Annotated in this window: 12 protein-coding genes; 7 read left to right on the forward strand and 5 right to left on the reverse strand. The window is 41.4% G+C overall.

Annotated elements, in window-relative coordinates; all coding sequences use genetic code 11:
* Positions 1 to 307: 307 nt before the first annotated feature.
* The 5 genes from sohB (at position 308) to ACIGBM_RS05925 (ending at position 6,094) form a co-directional block, all read left to right on the forward strand.
* A complete protein-coding gene (gene sohB, locus ACIGBM_RS05905; RefSeq protein ID WP_397477075.1) occupies positions 308 to 1,288 on the forward strand; it encodes a protease SohB in 981 nt (326 codons plus the stop codon).
* 258 nt (positions 1,289 to 1,546) lie between these two features.
* Positions 1,547 to 2,797: an acyl-CoA dehydrogenase family protein gene (locus ACIGBM_RS05910; protein ID WP_227526716.1), complete on the forward strand. Its 1,251-nt coding sequence runs from the start codon at positions 1,547 to 1,549 to the stop codon at positions 2,795 to 2,797.
* 241 nt (positions 2,798 to 3,038) lie between these two features.
* Positions 3,039 to 4,283, forward strand: a complete 1,245-nt coding sequence (locus ACIGBM_RS05915; protein ID WP_397477076.1) for a phosphotransferase family protein — start codon at positions 3,039 to 3,041, stop codon at positions 4,281 to 4,283.
* 48 nt (positions 4,284 to 4,331) lie between these two features.
* Positions 4,332 to 5,096 (forward strand): histidine phosphatase family protein, encoded by a 765-nt coding sequence (locus tag ACIGBM_RS05920; protein ID WP_397477077.1) that lies wholly within the window; start codon positions 4,332 to 4,334, stop codon positions 5,094 to 5,096.
* 128 nt (positions 5,097 to 5,224) lie between these two features.
* A complete protein-coding gene (locus tag ACIGBM_RS05925) occupies positions 5,225 to 6,094 on the forward strand; it encodes an SDR family oxidoreductase (protein WP_397477078.1) in 870 nt (289 codons plus the stop codon).
* 80 nt (positions 6,095 to 6,174) lie between these two features.
* Here the strand turns inward: ACIGBM_RS05925 and ACIGBM_RS05930 are convergent, their stop codons facing one another.
* The 5 genes from ACIGBM_RS05930 to ACIGBM_RS05950 form a co-directional block, all read right to left on the reverse strand.
* Positions 6,175 to 7,875: an AMP-binding protein gene (locus tag ACIGBM_RS05930; RefSeq protein WP_296207764.1), complete on the reverse strand. Its 1,701-nt coding sequence runs from the start codon at positions 7,873 to 7,875 to the stop codon at positions 6,175 to 6,177.
* A 653-nt stretch (positions 7,876 to 8,528) separates the two neighbouring features.
* A complete protein-coding gene (locus tag ACIGBM_RS05935; protein WP_296207766.1) occupies positions 8,529 to 10,226 on the reverse strand; it encodes an AMP-binding protein in 1,698 nt (565 codons plus the stop codon).
* Between the two features lie 461 nt (positions 10,227 to 10,687).
* Entirely contained in the window at positions 10,688 to 11,464 is a 777-nt protein-coding gene (locus ACIGBM_RS05940) for an ABC transporter permease (RefSeq protein ID WP_397477079.1), read from the reverse strand.
* A 146-nt stretch (positions 11,465 to 11,610) separates the two neighbouring features.
* On the reverse strand, positions 11,611 to 12,447 hold the full coding sequence (locus ACIGBM_RS05945) for an ATP-binding cassette domain-containing protein (RefSeq protein ID WP_397477080.1): 837 nt from the start codon (positions 12,445 to 12,447) through the stop codon (positions 11,611 to 11,613).
* Positions 12,448 to 12,454: 7 nt separating this feature from the next.
* Positions 12,455 to 13,042: a thioesterase family protein gene (locus ACIGBM_RS05950; protein ID WP_397477081.1), complete on the reverse strand. Its 588-nt coding sequence runs from the start codon at positions 13,040 to 13,042 to the stop codon at positions 12,455 to 12,457.
* A 205-nt stretch (positions 13,043 to 13,247) separates the two neighbouring features.
* Here ACIGBM_RS05950 and xthA point away from each other — a divergent pair, with 205 nt between their 5' ends.
* Both xthA and argJ read left to right on the forward strand, forming a co-directional pair.
* Positions 13,248 to 14,072 (forward strand): exodeoxyribonuclease III, encoded by an 825-nt coding sequence (gene xthA / locus ACIGBM_RS05955; protein ID WP_397477082.1) that lies wholly within the window; start codon positions 13,248 to 13,250, stop codon positions 14,070 to 14,072.
* A 190-nt stretch (positions 14,073 to 14,262) separates the two neighbouring features.
* Positions 14,263 to 15,486, forward strand: a complete 1,224-nt coding sequence (gene argJ / locus ACIGBM_RS05960; RefSeq protein ID WP_397477083.1) for a bifunctional glutamate N-acetyltransferase/amino-acid acetyltransferase ArgJ — start codon at positions 14,263 to 14,265, stop codon at positions 15,484 to 15,486.
* Positions 15,487 to 15,671 lie beyond the last annotated feature (185 nt).

The following is a 15,671-nucleotide window of genomic DNA, read 5'->3' on the forward strand; positions in this document are numbered from 1 at the left end:
GTTGTGCGTTTCAAGCTATTTGCAAAAAAAACACACAAACAACGCGATTAAGACATATGGTCATCACGTTGGCTGCAGAAAATTTGATATAAACGCATATTATGCCTAATCTGCCTTTGTTATACAACCGGCTGAGTTCAATCAAAGAACGGGAGTCTGCAAGTATCTGAGGTATTTATTCTGCGTTATTTATATTGGGTTAAATATTGTCATCATGCTTGAAAACGCCGCTTAGTGTGCACATATCAACCGCACGCTAATAAAAACAGCCATATCAATATATTTACTGACTTGAGGATTTGTAACCATGCTATTTCATCCCCCTAAAAACCCTGTTGAGCTTAAAATACGCCACTTAAATGATGCTCAAAAGCAGCGCCGCGAAGATTTGATGGAAGCCACCCAAGGCAAAGCTGCCCTCAAACAGTTCAAAAAAGTCATGGCCAAAAAAGCCAAGCAAGCACTAAAAGCAAAAACTAAAAATAAGAAAAAACATACTGATGATAAGGCACAAGTTTTTGTCCTTGATTTTGACGGTGATATCAAAGCAACGGCGGTCAAACACTTGCGTGAAGAAATCAGTACTTTAATTAGTACTGCAAATAAAGGTGACGAAGTTATCGTCCGTCTCGAATCAGGCGGCGGTTTGGTACATGGTTATGGTTTGGCCGCAGCGCAATTGGTTCGCTTAAAAGATGCTGGTCTGAAATTGACGGTCTGTGTTGATAAAGTGGCGGCGAGCGGTGGCTATATGATGGCCTGTGTTGCAGACAAGGTGATAGCAGCACCATTCGCTATTATTGGTTCAATCGGTGTGGTGTCGCAGCTGCCAAATTTCCATAAATGGCTAAAAAACCATGACGTCGATTATGAGATGTTTACCGCTGGTGACTACAAGCGTACGGTAACTGTATTTGGTGAAAATGATGCCGAAGACCGTGCCAAATATCAAGAAGAGCTAGAGCAGACGCATGAGCTATTTAAGCATTTCGTTAATACCTATCGTCCAGCACTTGATGTTGCTAAAGCAGCTACGGGTGAGCACTGGTATGGCGAGGATGCGTTAAAGCTTAACTTAATTGATAGTCTACAGACTTCAGACAGCTATATTTTGGAACGTATGGAAGACAACGAAGTGTACGCATTATATTCACGTCAGAAGCCGACGTTAGCAGAAAAGTTAGGACTGGCTCAGGCAGCAGAAGCGACACTGAGCATGGCTGTAGATAAATTACCTGATGCACTTGCACGTTTTGATTTGAATAGTCGCCTAAATATTCTGAAATAATGTTAGTTATCATTATGATAGTTAAATGATGGTGTTTTAGTGCTCAAAATTTTTTAGATACATTGTTTACATTTTGTAAAAGGCGTAGCCTAGCTGGTCGCGCCTTTTTGCTGTTTATTGACAATTGCTGTGTTATAAATGTAGCACACGGAAAACAGTATACGTGCGTGCACTAAAGCTCTAGTAGAGCTTTTTATCAACATTTGATTTAGACAATCAATAAAGAAAAGGAAGTCATTTATGTCTAACGACAATTTAATGTTTACCGCAACAGAACATGGTCAAGCCATGCATGCCAAAGTCAAAGCGTTCATCGAAACGAATATTGAGCCTATCGAAGCCCAATTCTGGGAAGATTGTCATAAGAAAAACCCTGATGGTAATTGGGAAAACTGGGAGTGGCCAGAAGCCTACGAAAACCTGCGCAAGCAAGCACGTGAAGAAGGCTTGTGGAATTTATTCCTGCCAGATGACACACTAGGTGCAGGACTGTCAGTCACTGATTATGCGCCTATCGCAGAATTGACTGGTCGTAGTTTGCTAGCACCTCATGTGTTCAACTGTAATGCCCCTGATAGCGGTAATATGGAGCTGTTGTGGCGCTACGGTACTCAAGAGCAGCAAGACAAGTGGCTTACCCCAATTCTAGAAGGTAAGACACGCTCTGTGTTTTGTATGACTGAGCCTGATGTCGCGTCAAGTGATGCAACCAATATGCAAGCAACAGCCGTAGTAGATGGTGATGAGATTGTCATTAATGGTAGCAAGTGGTGGTCATCTGGTCTTGGTGATCCAGCGGTTGATGTCTTGATTGTGATGGCATATACCGCGGATGAAAGTGCAGACCGTCATCATCAGCATTCGATGGTGCTTGTGCCAGTCAACACACCAGGTGTGAACATCAAACGTATGCTTAAAGTGTTTGGTGATTATGATGCACCGCACGGCCATGGTGAGATTAGCTTCGAGAATGTGCGTGTGCCAGTCAGCCACTTTATTGGTGGACCTGGTAAGGGTTTTGAGATTGCACAGGGTCGTCTAGGGCCAGGCCGTATTCATCATTGCATGCGCTGTATCGGCGCTGCCGAAAAATCTCTTGAATTAGCAGTCAAGCGTGGTATGTCGCGTACTGCCTTTGGTAAGCCATTACTACAATTGGGTGGTAACTTTGAGCGTATCAGCGAGGCCCGTATCAAAATCGACCAAGCACGCTTGCTCACATTGTACGCCGCCCAAAAAATGGATGCTCAAGGCACCAAAGCCGCATTGACTGAAATCTCTGCTATTAAAGTAGTGGCGCCAACTGTGCTACAAGAAGTAGTCGATATGGCGATTCAGATTCATGGTGGTATGGGCGTATGTCAAGATACCTTGTTACCAAACTTTTATGCGCAAGCACGTGTACTACGTTTAGCAGATGGTCCAGATGAAGTACATAAAACCATGATTGCCAAACTAGAACTAAAACGTCAGGGCTTTAGTCGTTCTGCTAAATCTGACAAAGCTTAGTCTTAAGTTTGATCTTAACAAACGGTTTTGTGAGTTAGTTTCGATTTGCTCACGCAACTATCAAGAATAAGCCAATCAAAATGCTAATTGAAAATTCACTATTAACAACTTAGTAGTGAATTTTTCATCACTAGAGCGAGTCCTCATTTCAAAAATAGTGAAAAAAATGAGATAAATTGAATTGAGAACTAGTTCGCATATCTGTTATAAAAATAAATGACCACATGATAAGGAATGTCTCATGGCAACTGATAATAAAGTACTAGACAAAGGCGGTGCCGTACGCGAGGGTGAAGAGCTTGATGCCAAAGCAGTCAGTGAATGGCTTCGCGGTCAAGGTGTCGACGTGGTAGGCGAGCCTACAGTCACTCAGTTCTCAGGCGGCGCATCAAACTGGACGTATCGACTACAGTATGAAGGTGAAGATAAAAACCAAGACCTCATATTACGTCGTCCACCAAAAGGAACCAAAGCAAAATCTGCCCATGACATGGTGCGTGAGTACACCGTTCAAAAAGCATTAAAAGATGCTTATCCTTATGTACCTGAGATGATTGCGCTATGTACGGATGAAGCTGTTATCGGCGCTGATTTTTATGTAATGGAGCGGATGGAAGGTATTATCCCTCGTGCAGAATTACCAGAAGGTATCGATCTAAATCCTGAGCAAACGCGTCTGCTTTGCACCAATGTATTAGACGCTTTGGTAGAGTTACATCAGATAGACTATACCGAGCATCCTGATTTGGTCAATTTGGGCCGCGGTGAAGGTTACTGTGAACGCCAGATTAGTGGTTGGGATAAACGTTATGTCAAAGCAAAGACGCCGAACGTACCGAGCTTTGCACTGGTCAGACAATGGCTTGCTAAGCACACGCCTGCTGATAGCAAAACTTGTATCATTCATAATGATTGGCGCTTTGACAATGTCATACTTGATGCAGATGAGCCAACCAAAGTGATTGGCGTGCTCGATTGGGAAATGGCAACCCTTGGCGATCCATTGATGGACTTGGGTAGTGCGTTGGCTTACTGGATTGAAGAAGATGACAATATCATCATGCAGCAGTTCCGTCGTCAGCCAACACATTTAGAAGGCATGATGACGCGTGATGAAGTGGTTGAATATTATCTGAAACAGTCAGGTTTAGAGATAGATAACTGGACCTTCTATGAAGTGTTTGGTTTGTTCCGCCTCTCAGGCATTATTCAGCAAATCTACTACCGTTATTATCATAAGCAAACTACCAATCCAGCTTTCAAAAACGCTTGGCTCGTTATACATGTCATGCATGCTAAATGTCTCAAATTAATTGCGCAATATGAAGGCGAAGCCTTATTCAATGCGCATGTTCAGCCGCATTTAGAAGACATAGGCGTAGATGCTGCTGCTATCGAGCAGTTACCAATCCCTGTTCAAAAAGTGGTCAAAAGTATTTTACCAAAAGGTTATTTTGCAAAAGCACCTGACTCTCCTGAAGCGTAAGCATTCAGCAAACCGTACTTTAGCAAATATGATAAAAGGTAATAATTTATGACAACCATACTTTTAGCACGTCATGGCCAAGCGTCTTTTGGACAAGAAAACTATGATCAACTCTCAGAACTAGGCACTGTTCAGGCACAAATGTTAGGTCAGCACTATGCAGCTACGCAGCGCCGTATTGATGCCATATTTACTGGTAGGTTGGTTCGACAGCAAGACTCAGCACGTCATTTTTGGGAGCGTTACCAATCGTCTGTACATGCCAATAATAGCAATGGCACAGCTACTGCGCCCGCAATCAACTTTGATCAGCCTGATAGTTATATTCTGCCGCAGTTTGATGAGTTTAATCATAAAGACGTGTTTGTTAAGTCAGCAGAGGCATCTGGTAATCGATCTGACATCTCAGCTGAAGTCGCCAAAGCAGAATCGCCAGCCACCCGACTGGCTGAGCTATTTGATCAAGCGATGCAGCGCTGGCATGCTGGTGACAATGATCAAGACTATCTTGAAAGTTGGCCACAGTTTAATAACCGTGCACAGCAAGCGCTTGAACAAGTACGTACAAAAGTAGCAAGTATGAGCTTAGATCAGGACAGTACCGTGCTCGTATTCACTTCAGGTGGTGTCATCGCTGCAATAACTGCACAGTTATTGCGGCAAGGCAGTCAAACCGCTTATCAGCTGAATAAAAGCTTGGTTAATACGGGTGTGACCTCTATTACCTTAAAAAATCAAAGTTCTCGCTTGTTGTCTTTGAATGAATACAGTCATTTATTTTCTGATGGTAAACCGTTTGTGACATGGCGATAAATTTACACATGATTTGTGAATAATATAGTTATAGTGTCATATCTGCTTAAAGTATAAGCCTTATCGACGTTTATACTAAAAAGTTACCAATTTGATTCTGTGCAATATCGATATACAAAGGACGGTACATGCAAAATAAATTAATAAAATTGGTTGCTAAAAGTGCGCGCCATAGCAAAAACCAGATAGTAGGCGCAGTTCGACCTGCAAGCTATCTAAAAGACCTGAGTCAGCAGCAAGTAGGCAACGGTAAAACGGTGCTTATCACAGGTGCCAGTTCAGGTCTGGGCGAGGGCATGGCAAGACTGTTTGCTAGCCTTGGCTACAACTTGGCTATATGCGCGCGTCGCACTGATCGTTTAGAACAGTTAAAATCGGAGATGATGAACAAATATCCTGATATTCGAGTCGAATACCAAGCACTAGATGTGAGTGATTACGATACGGTCTTTCAAGTGTTTGATGCTTTTGCAGATGATTTCGGTAGCATTGAGCGAGTAGTGGTCAATGCGGGTATTGGTGATAGCCGCCGCATTGGTAAAGGACATTTTGAAACCAATCGTCGCACTGCTGATGTCAATTTTGTCGCCGCACTGGCACAGTGTGAAGCCGCCATGAATATCTTCCGTGCTCAAAACAGCGGGCATTTGGTCGTGATATCTAGCATGTCAGCCATGCGTGGATTGCCTAGGCATCTGACAACCTATGGTGCAAGTAAAGCTGGTTTGGCTCACTTAGCAGAAGGCATTCGTGCTGATATGCTTTTGACCAATTTACCTATTAAAGTTTCTACAATTTACCCAGGTTATATTCGCACCGAAATCAACGAAGGTTCTAAGCCATTACCATTTGAAGTCGATACAGATACTGGTACTAAAGCAATTGTCGCAGCTATTGAAGCGGGTGTGGATGAAGCCTGTGTGCCGAGCCTACCTTGGTCTATGGTCAGTCATGCGATGAAGCACTTGCCATTACAGGTAATGAATAAACTAAGCTGATTTTCTTAAAGCAGAAAAGAAGAAGCCCACTATTATTGTAGTGGGCTTCTTCTATTTGCTCTGAAATAGCAGGGCAAGTATTACAACGTTTGAGGATTATTTGACATATGCTGTTCACGCAGCTTTTGACGCAGTACTTTACCAACATTACTCTTTGGTAATTCACTGACAAACTCAATATGACGTGGACATTTATAACCAGTCAAATTGTCCAGCGCAAATTCTTTGATGACTTCTTTAGTGACATTGTTATCGGCAGGTACGATATAAATTTTAACCGCTTCACCTTGGTGGTCATCAGGAATACCAATTACTGCGCAATCGACGATACCATCACAATCGAGCATGACAGATTCGATTTCATTAGGGAATACATTGAATCCTGAAACCAAGATCATATCTTTTTTACGATCTAGTAGGGTGATATAGCCTTTTTCATCCATACTGATGATATCACCTGTACGGAAGTAGCCGTCGCTTGTGAAATCATTGGTATTGTCTTTATTAAAGTAACCAGACGTAATATTAGGGCCTTTAATACACATTTCGCCTGCTTGATTTAGGCCCACACGTTTGCCACTGTCATCTACTACAATGATATCGACGCTAGGAACAGGTATGCCAATAGTACCGTTGAATTTACGATCAGTAATCACGTTAGCAGTACCTGCCGCAACACCTTCCGTCATACCCCAACCTTCAACCATAGGGCAGCCAGTTACTTCTAACCAACGTGCTGCAGTTTGCTCAGTTGCCGCCATACCACCAGCCTGAGTGATACGTAATGAACTAAAATCTAAGTTTTTAAAGTTTGGCTGGTCAAGTAACCCTTTGAATAGAGTGTTTACGGCAGGGAAGATGTGGAATGGTTGTTTTGATAACGTTTTAATAAACCCTGGCATATCGCGCGGATTAGGTACTAGGATAAAGGTATAACCTGAACGCATACCGAGCAGACTCAGCATGAAGGCAAAAATATGATATAGCGGTAATGCCATAACCATATTGATATAGACTTCATTGATGTCTGAAGTAACAGGACGATACCATGCTTCTGACTGCATAGCAGCAGCGACGACATTACGTTGTGTTAGGACAGCACCTTTAGATAACCCAGTCGTACCACCTGTATACTGCAAAATAGCTTTCTGTTGTAGGGTGGTTTTTGGCGCTTGAATCGGTAGATTCTTACCTTTCTTTAGAACTTCAGGGAACTTAGTAACGTCATACTTAGGATCGTTTAGGTTGTACTTTGGAACCAAGCGTTTGACCTGACGGATGACAGTATTGACCAAAATACCTTTTAGACCCATCATATCGCCCATTTTTGACAGCACGATACGTTTGATATTGGTTTCTTCAATGACTTGCTCTAAGGCTTGAGCAAAGTTGTCAACAACAAAAATAACCTGAGCGCCCGAGTCGTTCAATTGATGACGCAACTCGCGACCCGTATATAGTGGGTTTACTGGAGTGCAAACATAACCTGCACGTAGAATACCAATCATAGTTGGTAGATATTGGGGAACGTTTGGCATCATAAGAGCTACTACACTGCCTTTAGGTAGGCCTTGTGCTTGTAACCATGCTGCTACTGCAAGTGAGGCTGTATCAACGTCGCCATAAGTATGTGTAACACCCATACAGATAGTCATCGGATGCATACGAAAGCGGTTAAAACACTCTTCATATAACTCTATGAGGCTTTCATATTGATCAGGATTAATCGTCTTGGGTACGTTTTCTGGATATTGAGCAAGCCAAGGTTTATCTACTGTCATGATTAGTGTCCTTAAATATTGAAATAAGTTAAGGCTCTATAAAAAAGTAGTCACGTCCATGTCAACAATTCAAGTTGCTGCTCCATTAGCAAGAAATTGTCGAGTGCTATCCTATGTATTCACATACTGCTAAAATATGGGGCCTATATAAAGTTTGATTTAACCACAAAGCGTAAACATCTAAGTAGATTAAAAAGCCGATTACTATTTTTGATAATGAAAATGACCACTTGTAAAATAATATTAATCAATTGGCCTTAATTAAAAGTACTATAATATTAAAATAACAGAAAGTATAGTGACACATTTTGGCGATACATTAACATAACTACAACTAGGTCTGTTATTCTTATACAAGAACTTGATAGTTTATAATTAAATTTGATAAATAAAAGAATATATGTTGTAGGATACAGTTATTGAGCAATTGGTTCATAAAAATAAATCACTGTCTTATCAAATAACTATCATTACCTGTATTAAGAAAACCAGAATAATTAATTTTATGAATATAATAACGAGAGTTTTAGAAGAGTATTCTCAAATATAAATAATTAAGAATAAATATGCTAAAGAGCATCCTACATTAAATGTAAGGTGCTCTTTAGTAAAAGTAAAATTAAATTTTTGAAAAGTTAAAATTTAAGGTTGTTTTATCTTTGTGGGTAATCTGCATTATGTTTTTCACGCAATTTTTGACGCAGTACTTTACCGACATTACTTTTTGGTAGGTCACTCACAAACTCGATGTGGCGTGGACACTTATAACCCGTTAGATTATCTAAGGCAAAGTCTGTAATCACTTCTTTGGTAACATTATTGTCTTCAGGTACTACGTATATTTTGACCGCTTCACCTTGATGATCGTCAGGAATACCAATTACTGCGCAGTCAAGAATACCATCACAGTCAAGCATCACAGACTCAATTTCGTTCGGGAATACATTAAATCCTGAAACCAAAATCATATCTTTTTTACGATCGAGCAGTTTAATATAACCCTTGTCATCCATGCTGACGATATCACCAGTACGGAAATAACCATCACTAGTAAAATCAGCACTACTGTCTCTATTCAGATATCCAGAGGTTACGTTAGGGCCTTTAATACATAGCTCACCCCCTTCGTTTAAACCTACATGCTTGCCATCTTCATCAATAATGATGACATCGACACCAGGGGCTGGTACACCGATAGTACCGTTAAACTCACGATTGGTAATAACGTTGGCGGTACCGACTGCAACGCCTTCTGTCATACCCCAACCTTCGATCATCGCGCAGCCAGTCACTTCTAACCATCGATTCGCAGTTTGCTCAGTAGCCGCCATACCACCAGCTTGTGAGATACGCAAAGAGCTAAAGTCCAAATCTTTAAAGTTTGGATTATCGAGCAGCCCCTTAAAGAGGGTATTAACTGCAGGGAAAATATGGAACGGTTGTTTTGACAAGGTTTTGACGAATCCTGGAATATCGCGAGGATTGGGTATCAATATAAAAGTATAACCTGAACGCATACCAAGTAAACTCAACATGAATGCGAAGATATGATACAACGGCAGTGCCATTACCATATTGATATATACTTCATTAATTTCTGATGTGATAGGGCGGGTCCATGCTTCTGATTGCATCGCTGCTGCTACGATATTACGCTGCGATAAAATAGCGCCTTTCGAAAGTCCTGTGGTACCACCTGTATATTGCAAAAATGCTTTTTGGTCCAGAGACATGGTTGGTTGTTGAAAAGGTAAGTTTTTACCTTTTTTTAGCACGTCAGGGAATTTAGTGACATGGTATTTGGGGTCATTGAGATTATACTTGGGTACTAAGCGTTTGACCTGACGAATAATCGTATTGACCAAAATACCTTTCAAACCCATCATATCGCCCATTTTCGATAGGATCACACGTTTGATAGCCGTTTCTTCAATGACTTGCTCAAGCGCTTGGGCAAAGTTATCGACCACAAAGATCGCTTGAGCACCAGAATCGTTAAGCTGATGGCGTAATTCTCGGCCAGTATATAGAGGATTAACAGGGGTACAAACGTAGCCTGCACGCAAAATGCCAATCATGGTTGGTAGATACTGCGGAACGTTTGGCATCATCAAAGCGACGACACTACCTTTTGGCAAGCCTTGGTTCTGTAGCCAAGCAGCGACTGCCATTGAAGCGTTATCAATATCACCATAAGTATGAGTCACTCCCATACAAATGCTCATCGGATGTCCACGGAAGCGATCGAAGCATTCTTCGTACAGCTCCATGATGCTGCTATATCTATCGGGATTAATGGTTTTTGGCACACCGGCTGGATATTGAGAAAGCCAAGGTTTGTTCGATATCATAGTTAGCATCCTTGCAATTTGATATAGGCTAAAATGGTTTAAGAGGATAGTTGTTAATTTATCAATAGTACAAACCACCACTTATTTAGGCGATATATACTATATTCAATAGCATCCTTGTCTATTGATTAATAGCTAGTCTTTTTGCTGCTATCACAGCATTCTATTTAATAAATATTTAGATAAAGCATTAAATAGAACAAACAAATAAAATGTTTAGTAATAAAAATAATGCTCGTTCTAAAACTGTTTATTTGCTGCTTACAAATAAAGTATCAAAAAAACGATACATTTGAGCAATACATTAGCATGAATTTAGTCTAAAACAATAACAGTAAGCGATACTGAGCAGTACATATATTAACTTATAAGAATATATTAACTTTGTTAGCTGACTAAAGAAGGAGCATATAACTAATATTGGTGAGCTGACAAAACACAAAAGAGTGTAGATGCCAAAATTATTGCGGTAAAATGAATTGATCTTTTTTATTAAAGAAACGTCGATAGATGAGTAATGCACTGATAGTACAGCCAAGCGTGCTGCTGACACATATCAGGAACATAGTGACTATTTGATAGCGTACGGCTTGAGTGGGATCGGCGCCCGCTAGGATTTGACCCGTCATCATGCCTGGTAAGCTAACAATACCGACGACTAGCATAGAGTTTAACGTTGGAGTCATGCCATTAGTGATAGCTGCTTTTATCTGCTCATGGACGGCTTCGAATGGCTTAGCAGATAGACTGAGCATCATTTCTATACGTCCAGATTGCTCATGGAAGGATTCGATCAATTGATTGCTCGTCAATGAAATGGCAGTCAGAGAGTTCCCTAATATCAGACCCAATATAGGAATAATGAATTGCGGTGTATACCAAGGCTGCACATTCAAAATCGCTATAATCGCAATCGCCGTTACTAGTATTGCTGAGATACCGACTGCCAATAACGTATCTGTCAACAACCCTCTATAACTGCGTTTAACGCGATTTTTGGCTGCACTTCCTGCAATTAAAGTCATGACCGTTAAGATAAGTAGCACTTCATACCATTGTTCACGTGCAAAAATCCACGCCAGTATCAGCCCAATAAAGCTAAGCTGTATAATCGTACGAAGTGCCGCTATCAAAAGGGTCTTGCTTAGTTTTAAACGTAAGCGCCAAGAGATGAGCAATACGATAATAATTAGGCTGCTAGCAAGAGCGATATCACTATAAGTGAGAAATATTTGCATATCATTCGTACCACTCATATGAGCTTATTTAGGAAATAGTTATAGTAATAATACACGGTGAGGGTTGAAGTTATTAACGTGCCAAATTTCTGAGCAACTAAGCGACGACTTCATTATTTAATTAAATATTCTTGAATAAAAGTTCTTTAAAAGTCTGTAGTGAGTACACCTGCTTGCATGTGCCAATGTCTATTTGCCAAAGGCATAATATCTTTTGTGTCGTGAGTCACCCATAGGAGTGTGCGCTGAGCATCTGCGTGCAACCAGCTGATGAGTAAGTTGACTAGCTGTGCTGAAGTGTCAATGTCCAAAGCAGCAGTTGGCTCGTCTAGCAATAGAACTTTTGGACTAAGTTGCAATAGACGCAATGTATTGACCAGTTGGCGCTCGCCACCAGATAAGTGCTTGGCGTCTTGTTGCAAAAAATCTGCACTTCTATCTAAGTGTTCAAGCTGAGCAACATGCCAGTCTCTATCAAAAGTCTGCGATTGACGAGCATGCAATTGATAAGGCATTTGTAAGTTTTCAAGGACACTGCCATCTAGCAACTGTGGATGCTGAGCGAGTAGGGCGACCTGCTTGCGCCACCGTATAGATGCAGTCTCATGCATATCGTGATAAACGTTACTCGACGTGTCATCGTGCAAACGAACATTACCGCTGCTCATTGGTAATAATCCTGCCAATACTCGCAATAGTACTGATTTACCGCTACCAGACGCTCCTGTCAAAACAGTGACTTGCCCTGACAATAGCGTACCGCTCGCACCGCTTATTAGCGTTCGATCATGAATTGATGTCTCTTTATCCAGTGAGGTGTTTACGGTTAGCTTGCTTGTCCATTTTTGATAAATGCTAGACGGCATAGAGATTTTATTCGAGGCTTCTTTGCTATCTTTAATGCTATGAGTACGTATCGTTCGTTGGCTATGTACCCATAGATTATCAAATTCAAACAACACTATATCCGTATCTATGCTCATAGCAGTTCTACTGCTGACCATTCACTTGCTCGTCGATAGCTTGTTCGATCGTAACGCGCAGTTTTTTTGGCACACGAATGGGACGCATTGGTGGAGTTATCGCTGCAGTATCTGGTTTATCGCTGCCTATTTCATCATTACTCATTGGCTCTGGTTTGACAAGGTTTTGTACGCAGGCAATAACGATTTTGGTGCTGCTTAGTAGCTGGCTATCATCTGTTTCCGTAGTACTATGATTTGGTAGATTGCGATATATACTTTGGTAAAATATGATGCTGGCAGGTTTTAGCTCCACTTTATCAATACGTACGCTAATTACCTCATCTAATAGAATGGCTCTTTTGTATTGCAAGTCGGCCTGACTCACGACAAAATGCTGCACTTCACCACTGTCAGTCTGCAAAAAATAGCCATGTAAGCCCAGCTCAGTAAACCAGTCGCGTCGGCAGTTTTCAAAAAATACCAAATGATTGGCGTGATAGACTATACCGCCAGCATCAGTATGGTTAATATAGACGTTATAATCTTTAGCAAATAGTGGTTTGGTGTCATCATTCATGGCTGATGTCGTATTTTTTTGCTTAATTGTTGTCATAGCGATGCTCGATATTCTTAATAAGTATTGTTGAATAAAAGTGTTTCAGATAGACCAATAATAGATAGTGCTTATAATAGAGTTACTCTAGCTCAAGATATCAGGCCATGCAACCGCTAGAACCGCTTACATTTGTTATCATAGTCGTTTATATTTTATCCATTTATAGAGCGCTATATTCCAACCAATCAGTATAGGACAGTTTATGACCCGTTTTGTCAGTTTTAACATCAATGGTATCCGCGCACGTCAGCATCAGCTCGAGGCGGTGCGCGAGGTAATAGATCCTGATGTTATGGGCCTACAAGAAACCAAGGTTCATGATGATCAATTTCCGCTTAGCGATATCGAAAGCCTAGGCTACCATGTCGAGTACTTTGGGCAAAAAGGGCATTACGGCGTTGCACTCTTATCCAAAGCTGCACCTGTATTCGTACAAAAAGGCTTCCCTGGCGAAGATGAAGAAGCCCAAAAGCGCTTTATCCATGCACGTTACGAGTTTGAAGGTCGTGAAATAGATGTACTCAATGGTTACTTTCCGCAAGGAGAGAGCCAAGATCACCCGACCAAATTTCCTATGAAGCGCGCTTATTATGCCAATTTGATGGCTTATATTGATACGCTAAAAGCGGAAGGTCGTTCGATTATCGTCATGGGTGATATGAATATTGCACCAAAAGATATCGATATTGGTATTGGTGAAGTCAATGCCAAGCGTTGGTTGAAAAACAGAAAAACCTCATTTCTGCCGGAAGAGCGCGAATGGTATTCAGCATTGATGTCACGTGAGCTGACAGATACTTACCGTCTGCATTATCCAGAGAGCACTGAGTTATACAGTTGGTTTGATTATCGCAGTCGCGGCTTCAATGATGAACCTAAGCGCGGGTTACGTATTGATCATATTCTATGCACTTCAGACTTAATCGATAAATGTATCGACGCTGGTATCAGTTATGAGCTACGTGCTATGGAAAAACCATCTGACCATGCACCAATTTGGTCAGCATTCGACCTAAAGAAACCGTAATGCTTATATACCGTGATGCCTATATATAGTCAATCTAATGTCAATTAGATACGATGATTAGCTTGTTCAGTCTGCTTATTGTAGTGCTGTAGCTAGTTATCCTTATATTTAAATTGTCTTAAACTGACTATATATTTATCACTTCGTATTCCGTAAATAACGATAAAAATTGAAAAATAAGGATCTTATTATGGCTGTTGGAAATGTATCAGTACCTGACGTTATCTATCCTATCGATGGTATCAAACTCAGTGCCACAGCGGCAGGCGTCCGTTATAAGGACCGCGACGATCTAGTAGTCATCGAAATATCTGACCAAGCTACTACTGCGGTTGTAACCACTAAAAATACCTTTTGCGCCGCGCCAGTGCGAGTATTGCGTGAGCACTTTGCTAAGGTTAGTCCGCGCTATTTAGTCACTAATACTGGTAACGCAAATGCAGGTACGGGCTCTGATGGTAAGCGCCGCGCTATTGATATCTGTACAGCATTGGCTGAAAAGGCCGGTGTAGATACCAATACGATATTGCCATTCTCTACCGGCGTGATTGGTGAGCCGCTAAATAGTGTTGCGGTCATCGCAGGTTTGGATAATGCATTGGCTAATCTAGCGCCAGATAGCTGGCTAGCTGCTGCTAATGGCATCCGTACGACAGATACTATTCCTAAATTAGCCAGTCAAAAAATTGATGTAGCAGGTACTAGCTATCATATCACTGGTATGTCTAAGGGCTCAGGAATGATACGCCCAAATATGGCGACTATGCTGGGCTATGTGGCGACAGATGCCAACATCGCAGCTGACTTATTACAAGAAATGCTAAGCGCTATCAATGAGCAGTCTTTCAACCGCATTACTGTTGATGGTGATACCTCAACCAATGATTGTTGTGTGTTGATTGCAACAGGTGCTGCTAGCTCAGAGGTGATTGATAGTCCAGAGCATCCACATTATCAGCCTGTGTTCGATGCATTAGCTGATGTGTTTGTTCGTCTGGCACAACTGATTGTACGTGATGGCGAAGGCGCTACTAAATTTATGACGGTCAAGGTGACTGGCGGTCAAACCACGCAAGAATGCTGCGATGTGGCTTATGCAGTCGCACATTCACCTTTAGTAAAAACGGCATTCTTTGCCAGTGATGCTAACTGGGGACGCATATTAGCAGCAGTGGGCTATGCTGGTATCGAAAATTTAGACACAGAGCAAGTTGATGTGTATCTAGACGAGGTAATGATTTGTCAAAATGGCGGTGTTGCACCTGACTATACAGAGGAAGCGGGCAAAACAGTCATGAGCCGACCTGAGATTACCATTCATATCGACCTTGCACGTGGCGATGCTAGTGATACCGTATATACCTGCGATTTATCATACGATTATGTCAAAATAAATGCTGATTATCGTAGCTAGTACTCTTCAATAAAACAGAATTTGCATAGTTGTATAAGAGCCAGAACAAATATTGTTCTGGCTTTTTAATGTCAATCATCTCCTCAGTAGCAAATAACTCCGCTATTTAATACGCTTCATTAACATCAGTTGCAAAAGCTGACGTTACTTTACAAAGCAGTCATAGAGGGCAAGACGACTAGCGA

Origin of the sequence: Psychrobacter sp. NPDC077938 (assembly GCF_044542635.1) — a bacterium.
GTDB lineage: Bacteria > Pseudomonadota > Gammaproteobacteria > Pseudomonadales > Moraxellaceae > Psychrobacter.

Bases quoted from the DNA above. Each gene is read 5' to 3' on its own strand.
- argJ (WP_397477083.1), top strand. From the start codon at position 14,263: ATGGCTGTTGGAAATGTATCAGTACCTGACGTTATCTATCCTATCGAT.
- ACIGBM_RS05920 (WP_397477077.1), top strand. From the start codon at position 4,332: ATGACAACCATACTTTTAGCACGTCATGGCCAAGCGTCTTTTGGACAA.
- ACIGBM_RS05935 (WP_296207766.1), bottom strand. From the start codon at position 10,226: ATGATATCGAACAAACCTTGGCTTTCTCAATATCCAGCCGGTGTGCCA.
- ACIGBM_RS05945 (WP_397477080.1), bottom strand. From the start codon at position 12,447: ATGAGCATAGATACGGATATAGTGTTGTTTGAATTTGATAATCTATGG.
- ACIGBM_RS05930 (WP_296207764.1), bottom strand. From the start codon at position 7,875: ATGACAGTAGATAAACCTTGGCTTGCTCAATATCCAGAAAACGTACCC.
- ACIGBM_RS05910 (WP_227526716.1), top strand. From the start codon at position 1,547: ATGTTTACCGCAACAGAACATGGTCAAGCCATGCATGCCAAAGTCAAA.
- ACIGBM_RS05940 (WP_397477079.1), bottom strand. From the start codon at position 11,464: ATGCAAATATTTCTCACTTATAGTGATATCGCTCTTGCTAGCAGCCTA.
- xthA (WP_397477082.1), top strand. From the start codon at position 13,248: ATGACCCGTTTTGTCAGTTTTAACATCAATGGTATCCGCGCACGTCAG.
- sohB (WP_397477075.1), top strand. From the start codon at position 308: ATGCTATTTCATCCCCCTAAAAACCCTGTTGAGCTTAAAATACGCCAC.
- ACIGBM_RS05925 (WP_397477078.1), top strand. From the start codon at position 5,225: ATGCAAAATAAATTAATAAAATTGGTTGCTAAAAGTGCGCGCCATAGC.
- ACIGBM_RS05950 (WP_397477081.1), bottom strand. From the start codon at position 13,042: ATGACAACAATTAAGCAAAAAAATACGACATCAGCCATGAATGATGAC.
- ACIGBM_RS05915 (WP_397477076.1), top strand. From the start codon at position 3,039: ATGGCAACTGATAATAAAGTACTAGACAAAGGCGGTGCCGTACGCGAG.